This window comes from Streptococcus sp. IsoGale021, assembly GCF_031142795.1.
In the GTDB taxonomy this organism is placed as follows: domain Bacteria; phylum Bacillota; class Bacilli; order Lactobacillales; family Streptococcaceae; genus Streptococcus; species Streptococcus hominis.
In genome coordinates this window covers 24,929-37,644 of sequence record NZ_JAKZJH010000008.1, presented here as the reverse complement: position 1 = coordinate 37,644, position 12,716 = coordinate 24,929, and the positions used below count along the sequence as shown (strand labels likewise).

The window sequence follows — 12,716 nt, the reverse complement described above, 5'->3', positions numbered from 1 at the left end:
ATTGTCAGTTATATTAAGAAATGATGTCATTTTCAGAAAACGTTGATAGTATTTCAGAAAAGCGTTATAATAGCTGATATTGAAAATTTAGGAGAAAAAGATGTTTTCCAAGTTGAAGAATATTTTTATTGGTCGACCTTTGAAATCAAGCGATGAGGGAGATGAAGGGAATTTACTCACTAAGCTACAAGCCTTGGCTATGCTGTCAAGCGATGCTCTGTCTTCGATTGCCTATGGTCCTGAACAAGTTGTTTTGGTTTTGGTATCCGTATCTGCTGGTGCAATTTGGTGGTCTTTGCCAATCGGTATTGTGGTGCTGATTTTGCTGGCTAGTTTAACCATTTCATATCGTCAGGTGATTCATGCTTACCCACAAGGCGGTGGGGCTTATATGGTCACAACGGAAAATCTTTCCCCTAAAGCTGGTCTAGTTTCAGGTGGTAGTTTGCTAGTTGATTATATGTTGACAGTAGCGGTATCTGTTTCGTCTGGGGCGGATGCGATTACGTCAGCAATTCCTGCTTTGCATCCGTACAATTTGCACATTTCGATTATTTTAGTGTTGGTTTTAATGCTAATGAACTTACGCGGACTGCGAGAATCTGCGGTTTCTCTGATGATTCCAGTTTATTTGTTCATCGCAAGTACCGTTTTCTTAATTGGCTTTGGTTTATTGCAATTATTACTGGGGAATTTATCCTACCATGCAACAGCTCCTATCGGAAAATCTATTTCAGGTGTCAGCTTAGTGCTCCTGCTACGCGCTTTCACGAGTGGTTCGGCTTCTCTGACAGGTGTGGAAGCTATTTCAAATTCTGTACCATTTTTCAAAACACCCAAAGCTGAAAATGCAGCGAAAACCTTGGCAATTATGGCAGCCATTTTAGGTTTCATGTTTGCTGGCATTACCTTTTTGAATTACTGGATTGGAATCGTTCCGGTAAAAGGTGTTACAACGCTCGCTCAAATGGCGCAAGCTATTTTGGGAAATTCACCTGTTGGGCAGCTTCTCTTTTATATTTTCCAACTGTCAACAGCTCTCATCCTTGCTGTAGCGGCTAATACAGGCTTTTCGGCCTTTCCTATGTTATCCTACAATATGGCAAAAAATAAATATATGCCACACATGTATATGGAAAAAGGAGCACGCCTTGGTTATTCAAACGGGATTTTGACCTTAGCTATCGGTGCTATTCTTCTGTTGCTTATTTTCAACGGAAACACTGAACGGCTCATTCCGCTTTATACCATTGGTGTGTTTGTGCCTTTTGCTCTTTCTCAAACGGGAATGGTTGTGCATTGGCATAAGCAGTACGGAAAACATTTCTTAAAATATTCAATGGCGAATATTTTGGGTGCTGCGATTTGTTACACCATTGTAGTGATTTTGCTGTTTTTCCGTTTGCGAGATATCTGGCCATTCTTCCCGATTATCATTGTTTTATTGTGGATTTTCCTGAGCATTAAAAATCATTACAATAAAGTGGCGAAACAGCTACGTTTGAATGAAGAAATTGAATGCGTGAACTATGCAGGAAATTTGGTTTTGGTGCTTGTTGGAAATGTCACGCGTGTTAGTGTTGGTGCAATGAATTATGCCCGTAGTATCGGTGATGAGGTGATTGCCATGCACGTATCTACCAAAGAAACACAAGAAAAAGATGAAGAAGTAGCAAGTGAATTTAAACAATATTTTCCGAATATTCAATTTGTAAATGTGGAAACAAGCTACCGTAATATCATCAGACCAACCGTACAGTATGTGACAAAAATCGCTCGTGGTGCGCAGAAGAAAGGTTATACCGTAACAGTGCTGGTACCGCAATTTATCCCAAATCATAGCTGGCAAAATATGCTGCACAATCAAATGAGCTTGAAATTGAAATATTTCCTCAGATGGCATGAAAATGTCGTTGTAGCCAGTTATTCTTATCACTTAAAAGAGTAAGAACATAAAACGGCAGTTTTGAATGGAACTGCCGTTTTTATCCTTTTATTTTCTTGAAAGATATAGTGAAAAATGCTATAATGAAAAGAACATTTTAAAATAAGAATTGTAACAAGTAAGGAAAGAAATGGCGAATATTTTAAGAAAAATTATCGAAAATGATAAAGGTGAATTAAGAAGATTAGAAAAAATGGCAAAGAAAGTCATGGCGTATGAAGATGAAATGGCTGCTTTGTCAGATGAAGCTTTGAAAGCAAAGACGGATGAATTTAAGCAACGGTATCAAAATGGCGAGTCATTAGATGACTTGCTTTATGAAGCTTTTGCGGTTGTTCGTGAAGGTGCAAAGCGTGTGTTAGGACTTTTCCCTTACCCAGTACAGATTATGGGTGGGATTGTCTTACACCATGGAGATGTGCCAGAAATGCGTACAGGGGAGGGAAAAACCCTGACAGCGACCATGCCAGTTTATCTGAACGCCTTGTCTGGAGAAGGGGTTCACGTTGTCACAGTAAATGAATATCTGACAGAGCGTGACGCAACGGAAATGGGGGAACTGTACTCTTGGTTGGGGCTTTCTGTCGGTATCAATCTTGCTGCCAAGTCATCCGCAGAGAAAAAAGAAGCCTATGAATGTGATATCACGTATTCAACCAATGCAGAGATTGGTTTTGACTATTTGCGTGACAACATGGTAGTGCGCGCTGAAAACATGGTGCAACGCCCGCTCAACTACGCTTTGGTTGACGAAGTAGACTCCATTTTGATTGACGAAGCTCGTACGCCTTTGATTGTGTCAGGACCAACTTCGTCTGATACGAACCAACTTTATCACATGGCGGATAGCTTTGTGAAGTCTCTTAATAAAGATGACTACATCATTGATGTGCAGTCTAAAACCATTGGACTTTCTGACTCTGGGATTGATAAAGCAGAAAGCTACTTCAAGTTAGAAAACTTGTATGATATTGAAAATGTAGCACTGACTCACTTTATTGACAATGCCCTTCGTGCAAACTATATCATGCTGTTAGATATTGACTATGTGGTGAGTGAAGAGCAAGAAATTTTGATTGTGGATCAATTTACAGGTCGTACAATGGAAGGTCGCCGCTATTCAGACGGACTTCACCAAGCAATTGAAGCCAAAGAAGGTGTGCCAATTCAGGATGAAACGAAGACTTCGGCTTCTATCACTTATCAAAATCTATTCCGTATGTATAAGAAATTGTCAGGGATGACAGGGACAGCTAAGACAGAAGAGGAAGAATTCCGAGAAACATATAATATTCGGGTCATTCCGATTCCGACAAATCGTCCAGTAGCTCGTATTGACCATCCAGATCTTCTTTATCCAAGTATTGAGTCTAAATTTAAAGCGGTTGTCCAAGATGTGAAAGCTCGTCATGAAAAAGGACAACCTGTTCTTGTAGGGACAGTCGCAGTTGAAACAAGTGATTATATTTCTAAAAAATTAGTCGAAGCTGGAGTTCCTCATGAAGTATTGAATGCGAAAAATCACTATAAAGAAGCGCAAATCATTATGAATGCTGGTCAGCGAGGTGCTGTAACGATTGCAACCAATATGGCTGGTCGTGGTACGGATATTAAACTTGGTGAAGGTGTTCGTGAGCTTGGTGGACTTTGTGTTATTGGTACAGAGCGCCATGAAAGCCGTCGTATTGATAATCAACTTCGTGGTCGTTCAGGTCGTCAAGGAGATCCTGGTGAATCACAATTCTACCTATCACTTGAAGATGAACTTATGCGTCGCTTTGGATCGGAACGGATTAAAGCTGTTTTGGATCGCATGAACCTCAGCGAAGAAGAGTCTGTCATCAAATCTCGTATGCTGACGCGCCAAGTAGAAGGAGCTCAAAAGCGTGTTGAAGGGAACAACTATGATACACGTAAACAAGTCCTTCAATATGATGATGTTATGCGTGAGCAACGTGAAATTATCTATGCGCAGCGCTATGATGTCATTACGGCTGATCGTGATTTGGCACTGGAAATTCATGCCATGATGAAGCGAACAATCAACCGTTTTGTGGATGGTAACAGTCGTGCAGAACAAGATGAAAAATTAGAAGCAATTGTTAATTTTGCAAAATACAATCTTGTTCCAGAAGAATCTATTGAAATCGCAGATTTAGAAGGCTTGTCTGATGAAGATATCAAGGCTGATTTATACAAACGTGCCTTGGAAGTTTATGATAGTCAAGTAGCAAAACTTCGCGATGAAGAGTCCGTCAGAGAATTCCAAAAAGTTCTGATTTTACGCGTTGTAGATAGCAAATGGACTGATCACATTGATGCTTTGGATCAACTTCGGAACGCAGTTGGACTTCGTGGTTATGCTCAAAATAACCCAGTCGTTGAATACCAAGCTGAAAGTTTCCGTATGTTTAATGACATGATTGGTTCGATCGAATTTGATGTGACGCGTTTGATGATGAAGGCTCAAATTCACGAGCAAGAACGTCCACGTACGGAGCATCATATCAGCACAACAGCAACACGCAATATTTCAGCACAACACTCTGGCTTACCTAGCGATATTGATTTGACAAAAGTGAAGCGCAATGACTTGTGTCCATGTGGTTCTGGTAAGAAATTTAAAAATTGTCATGGACGCCACAGATAAGTAGTGTAAAGAGGGGGAAGATTATGACATTTAAGGCAACTAGCGAGCCAATTGATGTAGCAAAGGTTCGCAATTTATCAAAGTTGGAAGGAGAGGCTTTAGCTAAAAAAGAGGCACGAGATCGCGAGTTAAATGCGATTATTCGTGGAGAGGATGACCGCATTCTGTTGGTTATTGGTCCATGTTCTTCTGATAATGAGGCTGCTGTTCTGGAATACGCAAAACGTTTATCTGCCCTCCAAGAAGAGGTGAAAGACCGTATTTTCATGGTCATGCGTGTTTATACGGCAAAACCTCGTACTAATGGCGATGGTTATAAAGGATTGATTCATCAACCGAATGCTAAGGCTGCTCCAAGCTTAATCAACGGGATTAAGGCTGTTCGGAATTTGCATTATCGTGTCATTACGGAGACAGGAATGACGACAGCCGATGAAATGCTCTATCCAGAAAATCTTCCGTTGGTAGATGATTTGATTTCATATATGGCTGTTGGGGCGCGTTCTGTGGAAGATCAGCAACACCGTTTTGTAGCGAGTGGAGCTGATGTTGCGACTGGCTTGAAAAATCCTACGTCTGGCAATCTTAATGTCATGTTTAATGGGATTTATGCAGCGCAAAACAAGCAAAGTTTCTTGTTTGCTGGTAAGGAAGTAGAAACTTCAGGGAATCCTCTGGCACATGCTATTCTGCGTGGTGGACTTGATGAGTATGGAAAAAACATTCCAAATTATTACTATGATAATTTGCTAGACACGATTGACCAATATGAAAAAATGGGCTTGGAAAATCCTTTTATCATCATTGATACCAATCATGATAATTCTGGTAAACAGTATTTAGAGCAGGTGCGGATTGTCCGTCAAACCTTAATCAATCGTGACTGGAATGAGAAAATCAAAAAAGTTGTACGTGGCTTTATGATCGAGTCTTACTTAGAAGACGGTCGTCAAAATGAGCCTGAAGTGTTTGGAAAATCCATTACAGACCCTTGTCTGGGTTGGGATAATACAGTCAGACTGGTCAAGGAAATTTATACTACCCTATCTAAAAATGAAAAATAAAAAAGATGGGGAGTGGATTTGTAAAATCTGATAGTATTAGCGCATTAAGTTTTATTTTAGAAAGTAACTGAGTCTGGCACACGTTTGTGTCCCAGCCTCTTTTTAAAAAGATGATTAAAGGACATGGTATTGATATAGAGGAAATTTCTTCTATTCAAAAAGTTTACGAAAAAAATGCTCGCTTTGCCCAAAAGGTTTTGACAGCTGCAGAATTTGACCGATTTGAAAAGCTGACGGGCAAGCGAAAAATGGAATATTTGGCGGGACGTTGGTCTGCTAAAGAGGCTTTTTCTAAAGCGTGGGGGACTGGTATTGGCTGTGTCACTTTTCAGGATTTAGAAATTTTAAACGATGAAAAGGGAGCGCCCGTTTTTACCAAATCGCCTTTTTCTGGCAAGGTCTGGGTGTCGCTCAGCCATGCAGGAAATATTGTTACAGCTAGTGTTATTTTGGAGGAACATCATGAAAACGAGTAATCATCGACCTACTAAGGCCGTTGTTGATTTAGCTGCTATCAGCTTTAATATTAAGCAAATTGCTGCCCACATTCCAAACGATGTGGAAAAGTGGGCTGTGGTGAAGGCAGATGCTTATGGTCACGGTGCGGTTGCTGTTACACGCTATATTGAGTCAATTGTAGATGGCTTTTGTGTTTCCAATATTGATGAAGCTGTAGAGTTGCGTGATGCTGGCATTACGAAAAAGATTTTGGTATTAGGAGTGTCAGATGTTCATGCCATTTCATTGGCAATTGAGCGCAAAGTGACCTGTACGGTTGCTAGTTTAGAATGGATTGATTTGCTCTTGAAGTCAAATATAGATGTAGCTAGCTTGGTTGTTCACATAAAAATTGATTCTGGAATGGGACGGATTGGTTTTCGAGATAGTCAAGACGCTCAAGAAGCCATTCATCGTTTGGAAAAAGCGGGTGCTCAGGTAGAAGGCATCTTCACCCATTTTGCAACAGCTGATGAAGCAGATACCCATAAATTTGAGGCACAGTTGGCACGTTTTAAAGAAATTTTAGAGCAATTAGAAACCGTTCCACCGATTGTTCACGCTAGTAATTCTGCAACGACTCTTTGGCATGCAGAGACTGTGATGAAAGCGGTGCGTCTGGGTGATATTATCTATGGTCTCAATCCTAGCGGTCGTACCTTGCAGCTTCCTTATGAAATGAAGCCGGCTCTTTCTCTGGTGTCGGAATTAGTTCATGTCAAGCAGCTGGAAGCAGGGGCAGATGTGGGATATGGAGCTACTTATACAAGTGAAAATTCGCAGTATATTGGAACGATCCCGTTAGGATATGCAGACGGTTGGACACGAGATATGCAAGGTTTTAATGTTTTGATTGACGGGCAACCTTGTCCTATTGTTGGGCGTGTGTCTATGGATCAGATTACTGTTCGTCTACCTAAAGCTTATCCTATTGGTACACCTGTTGTTTTTATCGGAGAAAGCAGTAAAAAATCTATTTCGGCAACAGATGTAGCAGAAAAACGAGGAACAATCAACTACGAGGTGGTTTGCTTGATTAGTGATCGTGTGCCTAGAGTTTATAAAAATTGATTGAAACTAAAAAGCAGTTGGAAAAATCTAGAAAGCTATTTTCAGCATGGTTGTTCCAATCTGCTTTTACAAACTCTTGAAAAACAGAACTGAAAGAGGAATTATGAATTTACACCAACCTTTAACGGTTCTGCCGGGTGTAGGACCGAAATCTGCTGAAAAATTTACTAAGCTGGGAATTGAAAGCCTGCAAGATTTGCTGCTCTATTTTCCCTTTCGCTATGAAGATTTTAAAAGTAAGAATGTGTTAGAACTGGAAGATGGTGAAAAGGCAGTTATTTCAGGGGTGGTGACTACACCAGCAAATGTCCAGTACTATGGCTACAAGCGCAATCGCCTGCGTTTTACCATAAAGCAGGGAGAGGTGGTACTTGCAGTCAACTTCTTTAATCAACCTTATCTAGCAGACAAGGTGGAGGTTGGCTCAACCATTGCTATTTTCGGAAAATGGGATAAGGCAAAGGCTAGTTTGACCGGGATGAAAATTCTAGCACAAGTAGAAGATGATTTGCAGCCTGTTTATCGAGTGGCACAAGGGATTAGTCAAGCTAGTTTGGTGAAGGTCATTAAGACAGCTTTTGACCAAAGCTTAGAACTTCTGTTGGAAGAAAATCTGCCTCAAATTCTGCTGGAGCGCTATCAGTTAGTGGAACGTAGTCAGGCTGTACGAGCAATGCATTTTCCAAAAGACTTAACAGAGTACAAACAAGCCTTGCGTCGGGTCAAGTTTGAAGAGCTTTTTTATTTTCAAATGCAATTGCAGGTTCTCAAATGTGAAACAAAAGATGTTAGTCAGGGCTTAATTATTCCTTGGCAGGCAGACTTGCTAGAAAATAAAAAAGCTACTCTACCTTTTGAGCTGACAGTTGCTCAAGAGCGCAGTCTAAACGAGATTTTACAGGATATGAAATCGCCAGCTCACATGAACAGGCTCTTGCAGGGAGATGTCGGAAGCGGAAAGACGGTGGTTGCAGGTTTAGCTATGTATGCTACTTATACAGCTGGTTTGCAATCTACTCTCATGGTACCGACTGAAATCTTGGCAGAGCAGCACTTTGATAGCTTGAGCCAACTTTTTCCTGAACTGCGGATAATTCTGTTGACAGGAGGAATGAAGCCAGCAGAACGCAGACAGGCACTAGAAGCTATTGAGGTTGGTCAGGTGGATATGATTGTCGGCACTCATGCTTTGATTCAAGAAAGTGTGATATATCATCAGCTCGGTCTGGTGATTATTGATGAACAGCACCGCTTTGGAGTGGGGCAGAGGCGAATTTTGCGAGAAAAAGGAAATAATCCTGATGTCCTCATGATGACTGCAACGCCCATTCCTAGGACGCTTGCTATTACTGCTTTTGGCGATATGGATGTGTCCATTATTGATCAAATGCCAGCAGGACGTAAGCCAATCATCACCCGTTGGGTCAAGCATGAGCAGCTGGAAGTAGTTCTGGATTGGTTGCTAAAAGAGCTGCAACGAGGTGCTCAAATCTATGTCATCTCTCCTTTGATTGAGGAGTCAGAAGCGCTGGATCTGAAAAATGCGATTGCTTTGGAAAAGGAACTAAAGGCTTATTTCGGTGACAAAGCTCATGTAGCACTACTACATGGTAAAATGAAGAGCGATGAAAAAGATGCCATTATGCAGGATTTTAAGGAAGGGAAAACGGACATTCTGGTTTCCACGACTGTTATTGAAGTCGGTGTCAATGTGCCCAATGCTACGGTCATGCTAATCATGGATGCGGATCGATTTGGGCTCAGTCAGCTTCATCAGTTACGTGGTCGAGTAGGTCGTGGGAATAAGCAGTCTTATGCGGTTCTCGTGGCTAATCCCAAGACGGAATCTGGCAAGAAACGCATGAAAATCATGACGGAAACAACTGACGGTTTTGTCTTAGCTGAGGAAGATTTGAAAATGCGTGGTTCTGGTGAAATCTTTGGCACTCGTCAGTCTGGTTTGCCGGAATTTCAGGTAGCGGATATTTTGGAGGATTATCCAATTTTAGAAGAGGCCAGAAAGGTCGCCAGTCAAATTGTGTCCACTCCTGATTGGCGAACGAATGCAGACTGGTATATTGTAGCACTTCATTTGGAACAACAGGATTATTTGGATTGATTTGAGTCTATCATCATGTATAAAACAAAAAAACTTCACCATTTTCATTTGGATGAAGTTTTTTAAATTAAGTTTTCTGAAAGAAATCTATAAGTCTGCTTTAAGTTTTTCGGGCTATACTAAATTCATCAAAAAGAAAGAGGTAAGTCCAATGACAGTAAATATTAAAGTAAATTATAACAAAACATTCAAAAAAACAGGAAAGGAATCAGAAATATATGGCAAATAACTAAAAAACAAAAGAGCTAAAAACTTTTTTTCATAAATCTCCTAAACATAAAATATCCTAAGAAGCTTCGAATCACTCGAGGCTTTTTATCTATGTAAGAACCTAGCCTTCCATGTAGTCTTTTAATTCTTGCTCTTGAAGTCTAGCATTCAGGGCGATTAGCAGCTTGATACGAGCTTTAGGAGCATTCAGCTCTTTGACAAACATGATTCCTGATTCGTGTAACTTTACACCGCCTCCTTCATAAGCGTAAACTGGCTCTGCAATCCCGTTAAAGCAACGTGATACAAGTGCAATTGGTAATCCAGAATTCGCAAGTTTTCTGAGCTTTTGGGCAACTTCTTGTGGTAGATTTCCAGCGCCAAAGCCTTCAATGATGAGACCGTTTATCTTTTCCAAGTCTAGCATATCAAGCAGTTCAGTTTTCATTCCAGCATAGGCTGGGATAATCGGTACTAACCCAGAAATTTTATCTAAATGAAAACGAACGCGTGGTTCAGCTGTTTTGAAATAGAGGATTTCTTGCTTCATAATCAGTCCGAGTGGTCCATGAGTTGGCGTTTGAAAAGTGCTGACATTGGTCGTATGCGTTTTTGTCACGTATTTGGCAGCATGGACTTCATCATTCATAACCACCAGAACGCCTTTTCCGCGTGCTTTGTCATCACTTGCTACACGAAGTGCAGATAAGTAATTGTAAACTCCGTCACTTCCTAGTTCATTGGAGCTTCGCATGGCACCGGTCAAGACGACAGGAATATCTGGAAGTTCCATGGTATCCAAAAAATAAGCTGTTTCTTCCAGAGTGTCCGTTCCATGAGTAATTACAACCCCGTCAAAATGCTTCCCGTCTGTCTTGATTTTTTGATACAATTGCAACATGTGCTGTGGTGTTATGTGAGGGCTAGGAATATTGAAAACATCAAGAGCCGTCACTTGAATGCCTTCTAGAGGAACTGTGACATGGTTCATGGGATTGTGTTCAGTTGTGACGACTTTTCCAGTAGTGTCCGCCTGCATGGAAATAGTACCGCCAGTATGTAAAACTAAAATTCTTTTGGTCATAAGTGAGCTTCTCCTGAATCTATGCTATAATTATTGTATCATAAAAGAAAGAGATGAGAAATGAATGGAAATCAAAGCAGTCTTTTTTGATATTGACGGGACATTAGTAAATGATAGTCGGACGGTCTTGAAATCCACAGAACAAGCAATCCATAGTTTAAAACAGCAAGGTATTTTAGTTGGTTTAGCAACAGGAAGAGGCCCCTTTTTTGTCCAATCCTTTATGGAGCAGTTGGATTTGGACTTTGCAGTAACCTATAATGGACAATATATTTTTTCAAAAGATAAAGTCATTTCTGCGAAGCCAATTGATAAAACCAGTTTGCGTCACTTGATTCAGTATGCTCGCCAGCATAAAATAGAAATTTCATTTGGGACAAAATCAGGAGTGGTTGGCTCCAAAATCATGAGCTTTGGCATGAGCAAGTTTTCTCAATGGACCAGTCGCTTTGTTCCGAAGAAGATGACACACTTGGTCAATAAAAGTTTCAACAATGTGATTAGTAAGGCACTTCCTCAACAACAGGATGATTTATTGAAATCTATTCAAGAGCCGATTTATCAAGTACTGATGCTGGCAACACCAAAAGAAACACAAGCTATCGAAGTAGATTTTCCAGATTTAAAGTTTACTCGTAGCAGTCCTTTTGCGGCTGACATTATCAATCAGGGTATGTCCAAGCTAGAGGGAATTAAGCTGGTTGGAAAAGAATATGGCTTTGATATCAATCAAGTCATGGCTTTTGGTGATTCTGATAATGATGTTGAAATGTTAGCGGGGGTTGGTATGTCCATCGCCATGGGAAATGGAACCAGCCGAGTGAAAGAAGTTGCGAAACACACTACTAGCAGCAATAGTCAGGACGGGATTCATAAGGCTTTGGAGCATTTTGGTATTTTGGCAAGTGAAAAAGTCTTTGTCAGTAGCGACCACCACTTTAATAAGGTCAAAGAATTTCATGGGATAATGGATGAATGCACGCAGGAAGAGCCCATCCTGTGGACAACAGAAGGTGCTCGTCATCGTGCAGGTTTCAAGGTAGAAGAATTAGTAGAATTTTTACGGGCAGCCAGTCCGTCAGAAGAAATTTTCAATCAGTCTGTTCAATCTTTGCACGAAGCTGTGAACAAAGCTGCTGAAAAAGTCAAAAAGAAGAGCAAAGCAGAGATGTCCTTAGTTGGGCAAGTAGATGCACTGATTGATATGTTGTATTTTACTTATGGTAGTTTTGTTTTAATGGGAGTAGATCCTGAGCGTTTATTTGAAATTGTACACCAAGCGAATATGGGGAAACTCTTCCCAGATGGTAAAGCGCACTTTGACCCAGTTACTCATAAAATTTTAAAACCAGATGATTGGGAAAAAAATTATGCACCGGAGCCTGCTATCAAAAAAGAGCTTGAACGTCAAATTCAAGCTTATCAACGGAATTGTGAAAAAAATGAAGAATAAAAAAGAGGAGAGACTGGTTTATGCCAATCTCTCTTTATCTTTGTATTATAATGTTTTTTCCTTATCACGAACAACAAGTAAGTCAACTTTTGCATGACGCAAGATGTATTCAGATGAGGAACCAACCAGTAACCGTTCAAAGGCATTGAGCCCAGTAGCACCGACCATGATGAGATCAACTTTTTGTTCTTCTGGAATATCAGTGGCAAGAAGGGTTTTCGGATTTCCCATTTCAACAACTGTGACAACATTTCCCACGCCGGCTTCTTTGGCTTTTTCAGCATATTGATCCATGAGTTTCTTTGCATCTTCTTGCAATTCTTCATAGACTTCTGCATCAAATGTAGAAACGCTTTGCAAGGCACGTGTATCAATCACATGGGCGATCGTTAGGCGTGAATTATTTCTAAGCGCAACATTTACACCCTTTTCAAAGGCAAGCTCAGCTTCGTGAGAACCGTCAACAGCGACCATAATGTTTTGATATCTTTGTAGCATAGGAATACCTCCATTCTTTCTTTAGTTATATTGTAACCCTTTACATGAAAAAAGTAAAGCATTTTCATGCAGACTTTACAAGAAGTTTTTTAGATTTTTTAGAAAAATTGCGTTATAATAAATT

The 12,716-nt window shown here is 40.5% G+C and carries 9 protein-coding genes; 7 read left to right on the top strand and 2 right to left on the bottom strand.

Annotated elements, in window-relative coordinates; genetic code table 11:
• The first annotated feature begins 100 nt into the window (after positions 1–100).
• The 6 genes from RG565_RS06785 to recG all read left to right on the top strand — a co-directional run bounded on the left by RG565_RS06785 (position 101) and on the right by recG (position 9,347).
• Positions 101–1,948: an APC family permease gene (locus tag RG565_RS06785; protein WP_247937070.1), complete on the top strand. Its 1,848-nt coding sequence runs from the start codon at positions 101–103 to the stop codon at positions 1,946–1,948.
• A gap of 127 nt (positions 1,949–2,075) precedes the next feature.
• On the top strand, positions 2,076–4,595 hold the full coding sequence (gene secA, locus RG565_RS06780; protein WP_268732227.1) for a preprotein translocase subunit SecA: 2,520 nt from the start codon (positions 2,076–2,078) through the stop codon (positions 4,593–4,595).
• 23 nt (positions 4,596–4,618) lie between these two features.
• On the top strand, positions 4,619–5,659 hold the full coding sequence (locus RG565_RS06775) for a 3-deoxy-7-phosphoheptulonate synthase (protein WP_247937072.1): 1,041 nt from the start codon (positions 4,619–4,621) through the stop codon (positions 5,657–5,659).
• A gap of 110 nt (positions 5,660–5,769) precedes the next feature.
• Positions 5,770–6,135, top strand: a complete 366-nt coding sequence (gene acpS, locus RG565_RS06770) for a holo-ACP synthase (RefSeq protein ID WP_003039726.1) — start codon at positions 5,770–5,772, stop codon at positions 6,133–6,135.
• Positions 6,122–7,228: an alanine racemase gene (alr, locus tag RG565_RS06765; protein ID WP_003027390.1), complete on the top strand. Its 1,107-nt coding sequence runs from the start codon at positions 6,122–6,124 to the stop codon at positions 7,226–7,228. Before acpS ends, alr begins: the two co-directional genes overlap by 14 nt.
• 103 nt (positions 7,229–7,331) lie before the next feature.
• Positions 7,332–9,347 carry an ATP-dependent DNA helicase RecG gene (gene recG, locus RG565_RS06760; protein WP_022525142.1) on the top strand — a complete coding sequence of 672 codons (2,016 nt, stop codon included), beginning with the start codon at positions 7,332–7,334 and terminating at the stop codon, positions 9,345–9,347.
• Positions 9,348–9,678: 331 nt separating this feature from the next.
• Here recG and RG565_RS06755 read toward each other — a convergent pair whose 3' ends face one another.
• The gene (locus RG565_RS06755) at positions 9,679–10,641 is read right to left on the bottom strand and encodes an asparaginase (protein WP_247937073.1); all 963 of its coding nucleotides are present in this window, start codon (positions 10,639–10,641) and stop codon (positions 9,679–9,681) included.
• 64 nt (positions 10,642–10,705) lie between these two features.
• Here RG565_RS06755 and RG565_RS06750 point away from each other — a divergent pair, with 64 nt between their 5' ends.
• Positions 10,706–12,094 (top strand): Cof-type HAD-IIB family hydrolase, encoded by a 1,389-nt coding sequence (locus tag RG565_RS06750; protein ID WP_247937074.1) that lies wholly within the window; start codon positions 10,706–10,708, stop codon positions 12,092–12,094.
• A 45-nt stretch (positions 12,095–12,139) separates the two neighbouring features.
• On the opposite strand, the gene RG565_RS06745 is transcribed toward RG565_RS06750, so the two are convergent.
• Positions 12,140–12,592 (bottom strand): universal stress protein, encoded by a 453-nt coding sequence (locus tag RG565_RS06745; RefSeq protein ID WP_003028799.1) that lies wholly within the window; start codon positions 12,590–12,592, stop codon positions 12,140–12,142.
• Positions 12,593–12,716 lie beyond the last annotated feature (124 nt).

Bases quoted from the DNA above. Each gene is read 5' to 3' on its own strand.
- RG565_RS06750 (WP_247937074.1), top strand. From the start codon at position 10,706: ATGGAAATCAAAGCAGTCTTTTTTGATATTGACGGGACATTAGTAAAT.
- acpS (WP_003039726.1), top strand. From the start codon at position 5,770: ATGATTAAAGGACATGGTATTGATATAGAGGAAATTTCTTCTATTCAA.
- secA (WP_268732227.1), top strand. From the start codon at position 2,076: ATGGCGAATATTTTAAGAAAAATTATCGAAAATGATAAAGGTGAATTA.
- recG (WP_022525142.1), top strand. From the start codon at position 7,332: ATGAATTTACACCAACCTTTAACGGTTCTGCCGGGTGTAGGACCGAAA.
- alr (WP_003027390.1), top strand. From the start codon at position 6,122: ATGAAAACGAGTAATCATCGACCTACTAAGGCCGTTGTTGATTTAGCT.
- RG565_RS06785 (WP_247937070.1), top strand. From the start codon at position 101: ATGTTTTCCAAGTTGAAGAATATTTTTATTGGTCGACCTTTGAAATCA.
- RG565_RS06755 (WP_247937073.1), bottom strand. From the start codon at position 10,641: ATGACCAAAAGAATTTTAGTTTTACATACTGGCGGTACTATTTCCATG.
- RG565_RS06745 (WP_003028799.1), bottom strand. From the start codon at position 12,592: ATGCTACAAAGATATCAAAACATTATGGTCGCTGTTGACGGTTCTCAC.
- RG565_RS06775 (WP_247937072.1), top strand. From the start codon at position 4,619: ATGACATTTAAGGCAACTAGCGAGCCAATTGATGTAGCAAAGGTTCGC.